Source organism: Shewanella sp. A22 (assembly GCF_053850585.1).
In genome coordinates this window covers 1-16,444 of the sequence record NZ_JBSQBN010000006.1, presented here as the reverse complement: position 1 = coordinate 16,444, position 16,444 = coordinate 1, and the positions used below count along the sequence as shown (strand labels likewise).

Here is a 16,444-nt window from a genome sequence, read left to right as displayed (position 1 = left end):
CATTATATTTAATTTAATAATCACGACATCTCCAAAGCCAAAGTTAACTATTTAGCGTAAGTTTAAATATACCCCTAATGGGGTATACCTAAAAAAGTTTGCGCCAGATCAACATGTAAATAGGATGTATCTCACAGTTTTGTAAAATTGTTAATATTATCAAGCTATATCTAATATAGAACACACTATTGGACATGATATAAAACAGTACTTTCGACTTACATTTAAACACTAATTTTTATCAATAACGGGGTCTTATGTTTACTCGTGGTAGCCTTACTTCCACCATTTTAAGTTTAATGCTTATTTTAATTTTGTTGTCATCAAGCTTAGCTGTTTTTTCTATCGTTAACTTAACCTTCAGTTTGGGCGATGCTAAAGGTATCAACGCCTCTGGGTCATTAAGGATGCAAAGTTACAGATTATTGCTATATACCAATGCAGGCAGTAAAAACACCGATGAAAAAATCATAACATTTGAGAAAACCCTTAATTCTGAAGCGCTTAAACGTTCCCTTGCTTGGTATAGCCCTAAAGAACTTCAGGAGCAATATTTGCTGGTTATCGACAAATGGCAAGTAATGAAAGTGTACATTGAAGAAGGTAATACGCGACTATATTCAGCTTCGTTAACCGACTTTGTCGACACCATTGACACCTTAGTGTTAAAGATGGAGCTGTTTGCGGCCTTTAAATTAAAGTTATTGGTTATTGGTCAAATTATCGGTTTATCTATTTTGTTGGTAATCGCTTTCTTTGCAGTAGCCTTCACGCGTAAACGTGTTGTTAAGCCATTGCAACTTTTGATGGACAGTGCAGCAACTATTTCTAAAGGCAATTTTAAAGTTGAAATGCCTAAAACGGGTTATATAGAACTGACAGCTCTTGGCAATGCTTTACAGGAAACCGCGGCGGAATTAGCTGACTTATATGAAGATTTAGAAGGACAAGTTAACGAAAAAACCACAGCATTGACTCGAGCCAATAATGAGCTTAATTTTTTATATGATAATTTAGTGATGCTGCACGCCGATAAACTTGACTATAAAGCGTTGCAATCGGCAATCAATCAACTGAAATACTATGAAGGCTTAACGTATTTGAGGTTAGTCGTTGAGCATGATGACGGATCTAAAGATGTCATTAAAGCTGAAGGTGGTTGGCCAGATAATTTATCCACTGAATCAGTGCACTTCCCATTATCCATAGAACAGACACAACTAGGTTATCTCGATATCATTTCAGACAAACCATTGAACAACCTATTGTTTAAAAACTTCGCCATGATGTTAACTCGCTCAATAACCATTCATAATGCAACAGAGCAACGCCAACAACTCGCGTTAATGGAAGAACGTGCGGTTATCGCCAGAGAACTGCATGACTCGATAGGACAACTATTGTCATTTTTAAAAATCCAGGTCAGTTTATTGAGAAAAAGTCTTGATAATAGTTGTATGAGTCCTGATGTAGAAGGGCAATTGATGGAGATCAATGAAGGTGTCAGTACCGCTTATGTACAATTGCGTGAGCTGTTATCCACCTTTAGATTAACAATTAAAGAGCCTAATTTAAGCCAAGCGATGGACGTTATGTTGGAGCAATTACGCCATCAAACCACTATTGATATTCGGCTTAATTACAAACTTTCAGCACATTTACTTGAAGCAAAACAACACATCCATATTTTACAATTAGTTCGAGAAGCGACATTAAATGCAATAAAACACGCAAAACCTGCTCATATAGTGGTAGATTGTCAGTTAACTGAAAATGGTATGATCACCATTTCAATCTGTGATGATGGTATTGGTGTGACACATTTAGCAGAGCGAGATCAACACTTTGGTATTGGCATAATGCATGAACGTGCTAACAAATTGCATGGTGTTGTATCATTTAACAGTAATCAACTCGGGGGCACCACTGTAACCCTGAGTTTCCCCCCTCAACAGGAGCCTTTAAATGGGTAAGCCGTATTCCGTACTTGTTGTCGATGATCATCCTTTATTGCGTCGTGGCATTTGCCAATTGATCACGTCTGATACTGATTTCACCCTATTTGGTGAAACCGGCACAGGGTTAGAAGCTCTGACCACCGTCGCCGAAAATGAACCTGATATAATCTTGCTTGATTTAAACATGAAAGGGATGTCGGGTCTTGATACCCTCAATGCGATGCGTCAAGAAGGTGTTACGGCAAGAATTGTAATATTAACGGTATCTGACGCAAAACAAGATGTAATGCGATTATTACGTGCAGGTGCAGATGGTTACTTGCTTAAAGATACTGAGCCTGATTTACTACTCGAACAGCTCAAAAAGGCCATGTTAGGCCATAGAGTCATCAGTGATGAAGTAGAAGCATATCTTTATGAGTTGAAAAACACCGGTGACGATAACAGCTGGATTGAAAACCTAACACCGCGGGAGTTACAGATTTTACAAGAACTTGCTGAGGGTAAAAGTAACAGGATGATATCCGAAGATCTGCACATAAGCGAAGGTACAGTCAAAGTGCACGTTAAAAATTTGCTGCGTAAAGCCAATGCAAAGTCACGAACAGAAATGGCTGTCAGATATTTAAATCAATAAATGATAATCGTCGTAAGTAGATAAGAAAATACTTTACGATGCATATTTATCAGTAAATAATTATCTTTAATAAATGGTGCTCCCTTAAGTTAGGGAGCACCATTTATTAAGTCGCAATGAAATTATATTTAACTCATTGCAATGAATATGTTAGACCCACTGCAATGCCATTAAATCATTCCCGTTATGAACCATATCTTTACTCGAATTGAAGCTTACTAAGCTAAATATTCAATGTCGCTCCGATCTCATTCCCGCTAAATTGAGACAATGGTCACTAAACAAACAATTTATTCCTAAACACATGAAAAGCATAATGTGTTTTAAATAACTTACCTTTATTCTATTTCTCATTCACTTTCATTTGTGACCGGATGTCACAGAATAATAAGTGTTTAGGCATTATTATTTTACGTAATAAATAGTTGCGGAATAAATAATAGAGTCTATGCCATATCCCATTTAAAAGGAGATTACTTTGAAAATCAAACAAGCCTTATCATTATGCTCTGCACTCATTCCCTTTTTAATCCCGATGTCGGCATCTGCCGACTCTTTAACACTCTATGCAGCAGGGAGCTTAAAAACGGCGTTAAATGATATCGCAACATCTTATAGTCAAACCTATAAAACAGAAGTCGCCACTCAATATGCGCCTAGCGGACTATTAAGAAAAGCAATTGAAGATGGTGCTCAACCTGATATTTTTGCGTCAGCCAATATGAAACATCCTGATAAACTCGCCACAGAGGGATGGGGTAGTCCAGTGGTGTTATTCGCCCGAAATCAGCTTTGTGCACTCGCGCAACCGAATGTAAAAGTCACTCCAGATAACCTGCTTTCTACGTTAATGGATAAGCAAATCCGCGTTGGTACTTCAACACCTAAAGCGGATCCGAGTGGTGACTATGCTTGGGAACTTTTTCAAAAAGCTGAAACAATACAAAAAGGAAGCTTCTCAGTTCTTTCGACTAAAGCTTTACAGCTTACTGGTGGCGAAAAAAGTGAAAAAGCACCTGAAGGGTTAAACCAATATGGTTGGGTGATGAGTGAGAAAAAGGCTGATATTTTTCTAACTTATTGCACCAATGCTGTTTTGGCAAAAAACCAAGTTAAATACCTCAACATAATCGCCATACCAGAATCACTTTCAGTGGGAGCAGATTATGGCTTAATCGTTAAAGAGGGGGCACAAAATAAAGCATGGAAATTTGCCATGTATATTCTCTCTCCTAAGGGACAAGGTATCTTGAAAAAATATGGTTTTGAAGCAGACGCTATTCCTAAGCAATAAGACCTATTGAAATCAAGTATGACAGGACAGTTATCAACCTTCCGTCGGTAGCTGTCAGTACACATTTGAGAAAATACTTAGCTAACGACACAAGTGCTCAAGCCAATATAAAACGGAGAGCTATTATTTTTCTTGAATAAACGCTACCCAACTTTGCAATGCCGACTCGAAATCTTCTAAACCACAATATGACTCAGACTCTGCATTATACAAGTTCATTGCATCGTCAAGCTCAGGCTCGTCATCAAAATCAATTACATTTGCAAACACTCTAACTTGTTCGGTATCCATATCAATGGTTAAATCTGAACCGACATGCCGCCAATGATTAACCTTACCCGCTTTAATTGAGTTAATTTGGTTCAAGATATTATTAGCGCGATTTATATCGTCACCCAGTTCTTCTGCAAACCAACTGCCTAACACTTCATGGTCCATACTAAACTCAGCAAACACTGTGCCTTCTAGACGATTACGACGAAATTGATATTCCATATAAATACTCTTTTATCGGCCTTTTTTGTATTTTAACTGATGATAGCCTTTTCCGCTGCTCGTTGTTCATCGAATTGACGGCTTTATAAGTAAATATCGCATAAATTGATAATTTTATTCTTCATGTTTGTTTACACTTGGGCAACACTAAAAAGTAGCGTAAATTGTTGCGATAGTGATCACTTGGAATGATTAATAATGAATAATGGTTTTATTTATAGCTTACTATTAACAGGGCCAAATGCAGGTCAGTCACTTACCGAAGATCAAGTGTCTAAATGGCAACCTGAAGACGGCCTCTTATGGTTACACCTTCGTTATCGCGAACCTAAAGCTAGAAAATGGGTCCTTAATTCTGGTTTAGCTAGAGTCGAGACAGATACACTGCTGGCCACGGACACCCGCCCAAGAGTGCTAAGCTCTAACAAAGGAATATTACTGGCATTACGTGGTGTCAATTTAAACCCCAACGCCGATCCAGAGGACATGGTTGCGGTAAGAATATACGCCGAAGAACATAAAATCATTTCAACTTGTGAACGTCAATTGCAATCGGTAATAGATGTTGCCGATTCGATTATTCAAGGCAAAGGCCCAATTGATAGCGCCGCATTTATCATGGCCATTTGTGAAAGATTAACTCAACGTAAAGTCGAGTTTATTGGAAAATTAGAAGAACAACTTGATGAACTTGAAGAACGCGTTGTCACTCAAGTCACCAAGACATTGCGGACAGAAATTGCCGAGTTACGTAGACAAACAGTAGTGTTAAGGCGCTACCTAGCCCCCCAACGAGAAGCATTTTCTCGTATGATCCAAGAAACCAATGAACTATTTGACGACAACGACAAGGTTCGCATTCGCGAAATACATGAGACCCTAATTCGGGTCATTGAAGACCTAGATGCAATACGTGATCGGGCCAGTGTCACCCAGGAAGAGCTTCAGTCGCAGCAATCAGAACAAGTAAACCAAAGGCTGTATTTTTTATCGCTAATATCTGCAATATTTTTACCATTAGGCTTTTTAACCGGTCTTTTGGGCGTCAATATTGGTGGCATACCAGGAGCTGAAACAAACTGGGCATTTGCAGCATTCTGTGGCGGGTTGTTTGCACTAATCGCCTTCCAAATGTACTTATTTTACCGCCTTAAATGGTTATAGCATTGTTTTTAATAAAAAAGGACGCCGAAGCGTCCTTTTTATACTTGTATTTTACTCTTCACTACAGCGTAATTCAGCACTATTACTCATGCTTAGCCTCACAGACGGTAATAGCAAACCAATGGGAGTCTATGCAATACAGTCCGTTATCTCTTACTAAGGTTACTTAGCATCTGCTGGTGCTGGTGCTTTTTCAACTGAGACTAGCTCAACTTCAAAAACCAATGTTGAATTAGCCGGAATCGTACCCGAATCGCGTTCGCCGTATGCTAATTCTGATGGAATAACAAATTTATACTTAGCGCCAACAGGCATTAACTGAACGCCCTCTGTCCAACCAGGGATCACACGATTGAGAGGGAATTTAGCGGTTTCACCACGAGCATATGAACTGTCAAATTCAGTGCCATCAATTAAGGTGCCACGGTAATGTACTTCAACAGTATCTTCAGCGGCTGGCTTTTCACCACTACCGGCTTCTAACACTTCATACTGCAAACCAGACTCAGTAGTCGTTACGCCTTCTTTGGCTTTGTTATCTTCTAAGAATTTTTTGCCATCAGCAATCGCTTTAGCCGCTAATGTCTCAGCTTGCTCTAAACGCTTGTCGTTTAATTTTTTATCTAGGTTTTGTAATACAGTCTGCATTTCTTCTTCGGTTAGCTGCATTTCTTCGCCTAAGCCATCACTAAAGCCTTTAATTACCATGGCACGATCAACAGCAAAACCTAATTCTTCTTGCTCTTTAAGGTGACCTGACATGTATTTACCGATTGAACCACCCACACTGTATGCTTCTTTTTGCACGTCAGTTGTTATCTCAACTTTCTTTTGGGCAACGTCTTGGTCTTGATTACACGCAGTAAGGCCAACAACGGCTAATGCAACTAACGATAATTTGTAAATAGATTTCATTAAAGCTTCCTCAGCATCCTTTAGTGGTTACAATAACCTTAATACATTCAATCAATGAGATGTTTAAGTGGTCATGTTAATTTGCCACTTTATACTAGTTAAAACGGTTATACCATTGGGTAAACCTTATATGACAAGGTTTAAGACAATATTTCAAGGGGCAAGTTCATGACACGAGTTCCAATGCTGGTTTTTTGGTCACTATTTCCTTGCGTATGGCTATTATCGGCATGCCAACCTTCACCAAGCAAAGTCATGGTACTGACAACCGATGCCAGTTATAGCGCCAGCTTATCTAACGATGCTAACGTAGCAATAGTCAGTACTGCAAATAATGGTGTGCAAGTATGGGATTTAGCAGGCCCAACAATGTCTTATCAATGGCTACAAGGAAAAAAAGAGAACACCAGCAATGTCATTGATACCGCCATATCAGCCAACAAGGTTTTCGCTGCAACCATTAGCAGTAGTTCATTAGCCATATGGCGTTTAAATGATGGTAGTTCTGTTGGTTGGTGGTCACTTCCCTCTTACGCCCAAAACGTGGCCATAGCAAATAACGGTCAAACGTTAGTCGGTCTCGTTGATGGTTCTGTGATGTCATTATCACCGCAAAAAAATCTATTGATTCAGTTTTTAGGTCACCAAGAGAAGGTCAATAGTGTATCTATCAGTGCCGATGGCCAAAAAGCACTCAGTGGCGGCAATGACGGTAATGTTATTTTGTGGCATAGCCAAACAGGCCAGCCAATACACCAGTGGCAATTAAACTCACGAATAACAAAAGTATTAATTAATGACAGTGGTAGTTTAAGTTTTGCAAGTGATATCACAGGTAATGCGACGGTATGGCAATCCGAACCAGGTACCGCATTAAGTCAATTAAAAATCATTCGCAGACAAATGAACTTTTCCTCAGCTCGCTTTGTCCATAACGATCAGCAATTACTTACAGGCACCCCATCCAGGGAAATTTTTTTATGGCAAACAGATTCTGGTAAAAAGTTGGGGCACTGGCAAGTTCAACTCAGTAAAAACAGCCAAAACAAAGGCGCTGTAGTATACTCTGCCGCAATGACAGAACAGGGTTCGATAGTCAGTATTAGCAGTCAAGGTCTCGTTGAGTATTGGCAGCGTTAATCAATCAATAAGAGGTCAACATGGAGCAAGTGCTACAAAAAATTGATGATCTTGAAATGAAGTTATCATTTCAAGATATCACCATTGAAGAGTTAAACCAAGAAGTGATAAAGCTCAATACATTAGTTGCCAGACAACAACAGCAAATGATATTAATGGTCAACAAAATGCAAGCTATGGAGCCCAGCAACATGGCTTCTCAAGCAGATGAAACACCGCCACCGCACTATTAATGTCATCATAATAGACATAATAACAACCTAAGATAGAATGCTTTATTGGTGAATGGCTTATTATTTTCAATTAACAAGCAGCGGGCCTACATGCAATTAAATCAACACCTCACAATAGCAACAACAGGCGATAACATTCTCACGCTGACGGCTGAACCTGTGACGGTGTTTGATGATGCATTACACGCTCTAGTTAATAACATGCTAAGCACTATGCTGAATGCAAATGGTGTGGGGATTGCAGCAACGCAAGTCTTCAGTCGAAAAGCATTGTTTATCATGGCATCAAACCCAAATGAACGCTATCCTGACGCCCCCAAAATGGACCCGACAGTGGTAATAAACCCTAAAATTTTATCTTTTTCACACGCTACAGAAGCAGGGGTTGAAGGGTGTTTATCTCTCCCAGGAAAACGTTTATCCATTTTGCGACACAGCCAAATTGAAGTGCAATACCAGTCACTTGATGGGCTACAACAGCAAGAGACATTAAACGGATTTGTGGCGCGTATTTTCCAGCATGAATACGACCACTTACAAGGTATCACCTTACTGGAACGTATCAAGCTTACGACTACGTCGGTTGAGGTCTCCCCATGCTAAAATCAGTTTGGGTCGCGCTAATACTTATAATTGGGTTAACTGGCTGCGCTTACAACAGCATATTTATTAACTACCCGTCACAAATAGCGCCGTTTAAACAACAGCTCAATAGCAGTACACCAGAGGCTAACATCAAAGAGTTAGCAGATAATATTAATGGCAATGACGGTTTACTGTACGCCCAAGAAGCTGGGCGTATCATGCAAATTGCTGGTAATTTTACCCGCAGTAAAACCTATTACCAACAGGCCATTAACGCCTACCAAGCCTTTGACGATAAAGCGACCGTCAGCGCCAGTAAAATTGGTGCAGGAGCAAGTAGTATTTTATTAAACGATAATGCCATACCTTATCGTGGGCCAGGTTATGAACGCATTATGCTGCATCAATATCAGGCATTAAATTATTTATTTAGCGGTGATTCACAAGGAGCCCTTGTTGAAGTTCGTCGTAGCAATGAATTACAAAGTATGGAACAAGCTCGATATCAGCAATCTCAAAAATCAGTGCAAAATATGGCCAATGGCACTATCGACGCGCAAGTGGCTCAATTAAGTCAAGAAGCCGGTAGTGTTACCAGCTCATTTTTAAATGCTTACAGTTACTATGTCACAGGTTTATTGCACGAATTGGCTAATGAACCCAACGACGCCTTTATCGATTATCGCAAAGCTGCCCAAATTACCCCTGATAATACATATTTACAGCAGGATTTAGTCCGCTTAGCAAAACAACTTGCTATGCCACAATATGATGAATTTAAAAAACGTTGGGGAGACGCTGTGCTACCCACAGCAAATCAAGGACAAGTGGTATTTATTGTTGAACGTCACTTTGTACCCGAAAAGCAAAGTATCACAGTCCCCTTCTTATTGAGCGGTAATTGGCAAACGGCATCGTTAGCCACTTATCCGCCACAACACCAATCATTGGACGAAAGTAAAATTCATGGTTTAGACCAAACACTTGTTGCCCAAAACATTGCCAATATCAATGCATTAGCGATAAATGCTTTAAAAGAAGATTTGCCGGCAGCGTTATTTCGTCAAGCTGCTAGGGTTTACGCAAAATACCGATTAAACCAAAGTGCCCAGAGCAACAGCCGAAGTGCAAACAACCAAATTGATGCCGGCGCAATGGTAATGCAAATTTTCAATATCATTAGTGAACAAGCCGACCGCAGAAGTTGGCTCACATTGCCGCGACAAGCACAAATAGCAAAACAATTTGCAACTGCTGGCGACTACGTAATTAGTTTAAATGATAGCCAAAATGTAAAAGTGGAAGTAAAACCAAACCGTACAACATTAATTTGGGCAATAGAGACTGGAAATTATACCCGTTTTTATTCGATAATCATTTGATAGACGATAGCCTCTTATCAACTGTCACTCATCACCAATGGAATTTATTATGAAAAATAATTTAAAAATGATATTTGTATTAGCAGCAGTGGTGGGATTGAGCGCCTGTCAATCTAAAGTCGAATATGGCGATGCCACTGAAGTCGAAACCGTTAATGAAAATTTTGGTTCAACCGATCTACAAGATATTGCCGCTAAAATGGTCGACAGTATGATGACGTTTCCACCCGTGATTGTCATGACCCAAACTAACCGCCCCATTATTTTTATTGATAAAATTAAAAATAAAACTTCTGAGCATATCGACACAGAGTCAATTACCGACACCATTAGCAACAAACTATTGCGGTCAGGTAAGTTTCGCTTTATCGACATGACCAAAGTTGATACCGTGCGTAAACAGCTCGATTATCAAAATAATGCAGGTATGGTAGACCCATCAACAGCCATTAAATTTGGTCGCCAGATTGGCGCCCAGTATATGTTATACGGCAATTTATCTAGCATCGTTAAACAAGACGGCAGCACCAAAGATGTGTACTACAAAATGACCATGCGCTTAATGGATCTTGAATCCGGTTTAATTGAATGGTCTGACGAAAAAGAAATTCGTAAAGTTAAATCAAAATCATTTTTAGGCTTGTAAAAGCAAGTTTATCGCTTTAAAGCCGACATCGTTGTCGGCTTTTTCATACACTCAATAATAAGTTAGGAACACTAACGTGAAATTGTTACCCACTGAATTATGTCGTTCACGGATGATTAAAACCAGTCTCATTGCATTATGTTGTGCTAGTGTAATCAGCTGTAGTAGCACAGTCTCAACCTCATCTTTTCAACGAGATGGCACAGCCAATATTAGTCAAGCACAAGCGCAAGCACGTTCAAACATCATGTCTAATGTGCAATACGAACTGACCTTTTTCCTTAGTGAGCAAAGCCAATTCAGTGCAAAATCAGTAGTACACTTTGACCTAAGCAGCGTGCCTAAATCGCTTACGTTAGATCTAAATAAAGCCAATGTTCAACAATTTATTATTAACGGCACCAAGGTTTACCCTAATTACAATGGCGCTTACTTCACTTTAAATCAGAGTCTATTAGCCAGTGGTAGTAACACTATTGAAATAGAGTTTACTCGAAATCACAGCACCAATGGCGAAGGGCTACACCGTTTTGTAGATCCAGTAGACAGTAAAGTTTACTTGTATTCGCATTTTGAGCCTGCGGCCGCGCAACAAATGTTTGCGGTTTTCGACCAACCAGACCTTAAAGCCAGTTATCAAATTAATGTCCACGCTCCCAAAGACTGGCAAGTCATCAGTGCCATGCGTGAAACCAGTGTGGTTGACCAAGGTAACAGTAACTTATGGACCTTCCCTACCACCCCCAAATTAAGTCCATATAATTTCTCAATGCATGCTGGTCCATACAAAGTATGGCAAGACAACTCTGGCCGGTATCCAATGCGTTTATTCTCACGTCAATCTGTTGCTAACCAGGTCACGCCTCAAGATTGGTTTACCTACACCAAGCAAGGTTTAGACTTTTTTGATCGCTACTTTGGTATTGCTTATCCATTTAAAAAGTACGACCAAGTATTAGTACCAGACTTTCTCTACGGAGCAATGGAAAACGCCGGTGCAATTACGTTCTCAGAAGACCGTTTCTTGTTTAACGCCAAAATGACTGCCGAGCAAAAAGAGCGTTTAGCAGGCGTGATCATGCACGAAATGGCACATCAATGGTTTGGCGACTTGGTCACCATGAAGTGGTGGAATGGATTATGGTTAAATGAAAGCTTTGCCTCATTTATGGGGACATTAGCCACCAGTGAAGCCACCGAATTTAGTCATGCTTGGCGCACCTTTTATGCATCAGGCAAACAAGCTGCTTATCATCAAGACAGCTTAGTCACCACCCATCCAATAGAAGTCCCAGTGGCCACCAGCCAAAACGCATTTGATAACATCGACGCCATTACTTATCAAAAAGGCGCTTCTACCATTAAACAATTACGCCATTTACTCGGAGAAGAAACCTTCCGCAGTGGTGTGAGCCAATATTTACAACAATACAGCTATAAAAATGCTGAGTTAGCTGATTTTATTAATAGCCTCGCTCAAGCAAGCAACCGAGATTTATCTCTATGGACCCAAGAGTGGCTATATGCGGCTGGGGTGAACACCATCAAAGCTCAATACACTTGTCAAGGCCCCCAAATAGACTCGTTTGCTATCGTGCAAACCGCCGATGATAGCCAACACCCAACCCTTCGAGAGCAACGAGTGCAAATTGGCTTATTCAATAAGAATAAGTATGGTTTTGAAAAGCAACAAGTGGTGGCAGCAACCTATAAAGGGGCTTACACAGAGATAGATCAACTGATAGGTGCAACCTGTCCAGATTTGGTCTACCCAAACTATGATGACTGGGGATTTGTAAAAGTAGCGCTGGACGCTAATTCGTTTAACACAGCTAAGCAATCTCTGGGACAAATAACCGATCCATTACTGCGTTCTATGTTATGGCAAAGTATGTGGGACAGTGTAATTGATGGAAATACGCCACTGGATCAATTTTTAAATATCGCATTAATCAACGCCCCACTCGAGAAGGATTACACCATCCTTGGTCAGGTATTGGGTAATTTACAACGAGCTAAAAATTATCTTGATCTAATGGCACCAATGCATGCAAATTATAATAACAAAATATCCAAAGCACTCAGTCAAATGAGCCTGCGAATGAGTATGGAATATTATCGAAATAGCGACTTCCAACGGCGCTGGTTCGACGCATACATCAACTTATCAAGCAATGGAGATGCCTTAAAGCACATTCAATCTTTACTGCAAGGTAAAAGCCACATAAAAGGCCTGACCATAGACCAAGATCTACGCTGGGCGATGATCCAACAACTAAACCGTTATGACTATGGTGATGCTCAAGCCTTACTTGTGCGCGAGAAAAAAGCAGATCAATCTGACTCAGGTGAAAAAGCAGCAATAGCCGCTGAAGTTATCCGTCCACAGTCATCACTCAAACGCCAGTGGCTAAACACCATCGAACATAATGACAGCATGCCATTCTCAAAAATTCGGGTCGCGATGAATAACCTCTACCCTGCTGAACAAAAGTTATTAAGTGCCGCAACCACAGAGCAGCGTCTTACTAACTTAGCGCTAATGGACAGCAAAGGGCCGGTATTTATGCGTAGTTTTGCCTCTAAACTGATTCCAACCGACTGCAGTTCGGCCAACATAGATGCACTTAGCAATGTATTAAATAATGAAACCAGTTTATCTACATTAACAAGGCGAGCATTGCTCGAAACTCGCCAACAAGAACAACGCTGCGTGAAGATAAAGCAAACCTTGAAATAATCATAAATGTTAAACGCTTTAAAATCAAAACGGCGCTGATATTTATCTGCGCCGTTTTATTGTCAAACAGACGATTCAACTGCGAACATTAAAACGCATCATCACTGGGGCATGATCTGTGCTGTCGCTATCTCGTTCATAGTCAGGCCGAACGAGATGACGATCGAATGTTTGATAGTCGACTATATGAGCAAGGTTTTGTTGTTGTGTGGGATTAAATTCACTCGACACCAAGATGTAATCGAGCACAGAACCACTATTGCCATAGTAATGTGTCGGTTGTCTAACTGTATGAGGCTCATTATCGATTACCGACCCCGATTCGAATTCATCCTCAGCTAAGGTTGCATTGCGCTTAGTTGCGGCAATAAACAACTCATAACTGTCAAATAAACTACTTTGTTGTAACTCTGCCATAAGTGACGTTTCACCGAGTTTGGCTAGGCAAGGATCTTCAATGTCACTTCGAAATACTCGTAATTGATTGTTAAAGGCGGCTAAAATCTCGCTCCCCATGGTGTCATTAAAGTCACCCATTAACATAAAGGGTTGCTGACTTTGTTGTCGTCGCATCAACATTTGATGGCACAACAAAGCGGCTTCACTACCACGCTGTAAACTGGATGCCCAACGTCCAAGTACTTGCCTTGCGACAAAATCAGCTCCTCCGTGTAAACCACTATGACTAATGTCATCACGACTAACACCACTTCGCTTGGACTTAAGGTGAATCACATAACAATCGCATGGACCAAAAATAGGAAACAGTATCGTTGCTCTAAGCGGTTTTCGGCTAAAATAAAATGATTCGGCTAACCCTAATAAATTCACCCATTGAGGGTCGGGAATGACATTGGCAGAATCAATAATAGGATATTTTGATGCTATAGCGACCACAGGACTACGATAAACATAATCACTGATCACCTCAGGTAAATCCAACACAGCAAAATACTCATAGCCAACAGACTTAGTCAGTTTAGCTAAGGCATCGGGACTGAACACCTCTTGAAACCCAATTACATCAGGTTGATTTTGATGAATAAAATCACTTAACCAAGCACACTTTTTTTGCCACTGTTTATCACTATAGATATTTTCAAAGTCGTAAAAGGCATGAGGAGGTTCAATAAAATTAAACAGATTTATGCTTACAACACTGAATGTAAGCGCAGGAATTGGAATGGAGGATGTGCTATTTACTTGCAAAATATCTTGTTCCCAGTAAAACCTCCATCAAGAGTACTGGCAACATGCTGATTTGTCTAATATACACCTTGAAATTAACAACTTAAAAAAGAAGTGAACCAAAATTAACTGACCAACGTAATGCATTACAAACACACTAACAGATAACTTGAGCGTCACCGAGATAAAATGACCCTCTATGTTTTGATCTACCAATATCAATACCCCCACTTCGGCTTATCCTTCACCCTGATAAGCCATTTTTTTAAGTCTTTTTTGCTACAGCACAGAGATTTATCTCACTATAATAAATAGGGAATATAATGAAACGCCTCAATAAACTAGGCGAAAACATTGGCACAATAACGAAAACAGTTATTCGCATTACATTGGTATTATCAATTTCCCAGCCAGCAATGAGCGCCACAGAGGACAAGATGCTATTTTACTTTACTGATTTAAATCACTTTACAAAGTGGAACATCAATAACGACAGCGTGATGGGCGGCGTTTCACAAAGCCAAGTAAGCATTGATGACCAACAACAGTTGCTACTATTTACTGGCTCAGTGTCATTAGAAAATAATGGCGGCTTTGCATCAACAGAGTCAGCCTTAACACATCAAATAACGGCTGAATCACAACTTGTCCTAGCAGTTAAAGGCGATGGAAAAACCTATCAAATTCGCCTTAAAACACCAAATTTAGCATATGGTGAAGCCTATGTAGCAAACTTTAACACTCGTGCCAATCGACTCACTCAACATGCTTTTACCCCTGAAGACTTTACGGTTAGCTTCAGGGGACGAGTGGTTGCGAATGCACCAGAATTACATTTTAAAGATATTGTTCGAATGGGCTTTTTAGTGGCACAAAAGCAACAAGGTCCATTTAAAATTGCGTTACACTCCATTCAATTCGACAAATAAACATTAAGTAAATAAGGGGATTCATTGAATTTACCAATGCAGATAAAAGGCATTATTTTTGACTTAGACGGCACCTTAGTTGAGTCCAGTTTAGACTTTGATTTAATTCGCCAGCAAATTGGTTGCCCCGATGGAATAGATCTACTTAAATACGTCGACAACCTCAGCTGCCAAACCACTCAAGCCAGCGCAAACCACGTTATACTTGAACATGAATATCAAGATGCCATTAACGCCAAACCCATAAAAGGAATGACCGAGCTTATCGACGCGATTGAAGCCGCGCGCTTACCCACGGCCATTGTGACCCGTAATAGCCTTACTGCCAGCACAATAAAAATACAACAAAATAATATCGCTATCGACCAAGTACTCACCCGAGAAGACTACCCAGCAAAACCGGCGCCAGATGCATTACTGGCCATTGCAACGCAATGGCAAATAGCTCCGCAGAATATAATTTATGTAGGTGATTACTTATACGACATTCAAGCTGCCAATAATGCAGGCATGATTGCTTGTTTGATCACCCATGGTATTGAAAATAGTTATCAACATTTAGCGGATATTGTTATAGATGAGCTAAGCCAACTACTGCCATTACTGACTCCCACAGAAAAGTATTAATCACATAAATCAAATGATGACGATGAGAACAATATGAACCGATTTCACCCCAAAAAATTACTCCACAGTAAATGGACTAAGATTAAAGTGATTAACAAGCTCAAGCATTTTAGCGTCATAAAAGTGGAATATGACGAGCAACAAAATGTCATTGAATGCGTTATTCGTGCCGAACTCACAGTCGAAGAGTTTTCCATCGATTGGCATGATCTTAAAAATCCACAGCTGTGGAAAATGGGCTGGCAGTAATCAGTAATAGAAAATCCCAACCTGAAGAATTTAGCTAAATGATCTTTTTGATCTTAATAGAAAAATAATCCATTTATCTCGAACATAGGCTAACCACAAGAATTTATCAGACTCTAAGCAACAGAATACATGTGATACCAATCCCATTAAATATCTGGTCAGTTCAGAGTCTCTCAGGTTTTTCAATTCAAGGCACATTGATGTAGAAATGGTTGTTGCCTTTTAAATCGATGTAACACAGAAGTGGAATACCTGAGAGACG

16 protein-coding genes are annotated in these 16,444 nt (G+C 40.0%); 13 read left to right on the top strand and 3 right to left on the bottom strand.

Annotation, left to right across the window (positions count from 1 at the left end):
* Window positions 1-257: 257 nt before the first annotated feature.
* The 3 genes from narQ (at window position 258) to ACWXWT_RS02300 (ending at window position 3,889) form a co-directional block, all read left to right on the top strand.
* Window positions 258-1,973 carry a nitrate/nitrite two-component system sensor histidine kinase NarQ gene (gene narQ, locus ACWXWT_RS02310; RefSeq protein ID WP_456040005.1) on the top strand — a complete coding sequence of 572 codons (1,716 nt, stop codon included), beginning with the start codon at window positions 258-260 and terminating at the stop codon, window positions 1,971-1,973.
* Window positions 1,966-2,595, top strand: a complete 630-nt coding sequence (locus ACWXWT_RS02305) for a response regulator (RefSeq protein ID WP_456040004.1) — start codon at window positions 1,966-1,968, stop codon at window positions 2,593-2,595. Before narQ ends, ACWXWT_RS02305 begins: the two co-directional genes overlap by 8 nt.
* A 478-nt stretch (window positions 2,596-3,073) precedes the next feature.
* On the top strand, window positions 3,074-3,889 hold the full coding sequence (locus tag ACWXWT_RS02300; protein WP_456040003.1) for a molybdate ABC transporter substrate-binding protein: 816 nt from the start codon (window positions 3,074-3,076) through the stop codon (window positions 3,887-3,889).
* Window positions 3,890-4,012: 123 nt separating this feature from the next.
* On the opposite strand, the gene ACWXWT_RS02295 is transcribed toward ACWXWT_RS02300, so the two are convergent.
* Complete coding sequence (locus tag ACWXWT_RS02295) at window positions 4,013-4,384, bottom strand: YacL family protein (protein WP_456040002.1); 372 nt, start codon at window positions 4,382-4,384, stop codon at window positions 4,013-4,015.
* 198 nt (window positions 4,385-4,582) lie between these two features.
* On the opposite strand from ACWXWT_RS02295, the gene ACWXWT_RS02290 reads away from it, so the two are divergent.
* Window positions 4,583-5,548 carry a zinc transporter ZntB gene (locus ACWXWT_RS02290; protein ID WP_456040001.1) on the top strand — a complete coding sequence of 322 codons (966 nt, stop codon included), beginning with the start codon at window positions 4,583-4,585 and terminating at the stop codon, window positions 5,546-5,548.
* Window positions 5,549-5,710: 162 nt separating this feature from the next.
* Here ACWXWT_RS02290 and fkpA read toward each other — a convergent pair whose 3' ends face one another.
* Complete coding sequence (fkpA, locus tag ACWXWT_RS02285) at window positions 5,711-6,463, bottom strand: FKBP-type peptidyl-prolyl cis-trans isomerase (protein ID WP_456040000.1); 753 nt, start codon at window positions 6,461-6,463, stop codon at window positions 5,711-5,713.
* 168 nt (window positions 6,464-6,631) lie between these two features.
* Here fkpA and ACWXWT_RS02280 point away from each other — a divergent pair, with 168 nt between their 5' ends.
* The 6 genes from ACWXWT_RS02280 (at window position 6,632) to pepN (ending at window position 13,189) form a co-directional block, all read left to right on the top strand.
* Window positions 6,632-7,603 carry a WD40 repeat domain-containing protein gene (locus ACWXWT_RS02280; RefSeq protein WP_456039999.1) on the top strand — a complete coding sequence of 324 codons (972 nt, stop codon included), beginning with the start codon at window positions 6,632-6,634 and terminating at the stop codon, window positions 7,601-7,603.
* Between the two features lie 20 nt (window positions 7,604-7,623).
* Window positions 7,624-7,836 (top strand): SlyX family protein, encoded by a 213-nt coding sequence (locus tag ACWXWT_RS02275; protein ID WP_456039998.1) that lies wholly within the window; start codon window positions 7,624-7,626, stop codon window positions 7,834-7,836.
* Between the two features lie 90 nt (window positions 7,837-7,926).
* Window positions 7,927-8,439 carry a peptide deformylase gene (def, locus tag ACWXWT_RS02270; RefSeq protein ID WP_456039997.1) on the top strand — a complete coding sequence of 171 codons (513 nt, stop codon included), beginning with the start codon at window positions 7,927-7,929 and terminating at the stop codon, window positions 8,437-8,439.
* Entirely contained in the window at window positions 8,433-9,803 is a 1,371-nt protein-coding gene (locus ACWXWT_RS02265) for a COG3014 family protein (protein WP_456039996.1), read from the top strand. The genes def and ACWXWT_RS02265 overlap by 7 nt, the downstream gene beginning before the upstream one ends.
* Before the next feature lie 49 nt (window positions 9,804-9,852).
* Window positions 9,853-10,449: a penicillin-binding protein activator LpoB gene (gene lpoB, locus ACWXWT_RS02260; protein ID WP_456039995.1), complete on the top strand. Its 597-nt coding sequence runs from the start codon at window positions 9,853-9,855 to the stop codon at window positions 10,447-10,449.
* A gap of 112 nt (window positions 10,450-10,561) precedes the next feature.
* The gene (gene pepN / locus ACWXWT_RS02255; RefSeq protein WP_456040050.1) at window positions 10,562-13,189 is read left to right on the top strand and encodes an aminopeptidase N; all 2,628 of its coding nucleotides are present in this window, start codon (window positions 10,562-10,564) and stop codon (window positions 13,187-13,189) included.
* A 75-nt stretch (window positions 13,190-13,264) separates the two neighbouring features.
* Here pepN and ACWXWT_RS02250 read toward each other — a convergent pair whose 3' ends face one another.
* Complete coding sequence (locus tag ACWXWT_RS02250) at window positions 13,265-14,398, bottom strand: endonuclease/exonuclease/phosphatase family protein (protein ID WP_456039994.1); 1,134 nt, start codon at window positions 14,396-14,398, stop codon at window positions 13,265-13,267.
* A 302-nt stretch (window positions 14,399-14,700) separates the two neighbouring features.
* On the opposite strand from ACWXWT_RS02250, the gene ACWXWT_RS02245 reads away from it, so the two are divergent.
* Genes ACWXWT_RS02245 through ACWXWT_RS02235 form a run of 3 tightly spaced genes read left to right on the top strand, consistent with a single transcriptional unit; the run spans window position 14,701 to window position 16,182 of the window.
* A complete protein-coding gene (locus ACWXWT_RS02245; protein ID WP_456039993.1) occupies window positions 14,701-15,306 on the top strand; it encodes a CIA30 family protein in 606 nt (201 codons plus the stop codon).
* Window positions 15,307-15,330: 24 nt separating this feature from the next.
* The gene (locus ACWXWT_RS02240; RefSeq protein ID WP_456039992.1) at window positions 15,331-15,933 is read left to right on the top strand and encodes an HAD family hydrolase; all 603 of its coding nucleotides are present in this window, start codon (window positions 15,331-15,333) and stop codon (window positions 15,931-15,933) included.
* A gap of 33 nt (window positions 15,934-15,966) precedes the next feature.
* Window positions 15,967-16,182 carry a TIGR02450 family Trp-rich protein gene (locus tag ACWXWT_RS02235; RefSeq protein ID WP_456039991.1) on the top strand — a complete coding sequence of 72 codons (216 nt, stop codon included), beginning with the start codon at window positions 15,967-15,969 and terminating at the stop codon, window positions 16,180-16,182.
* Window positions 16,183-16,444: the final 262 nt, after the last annotated feature.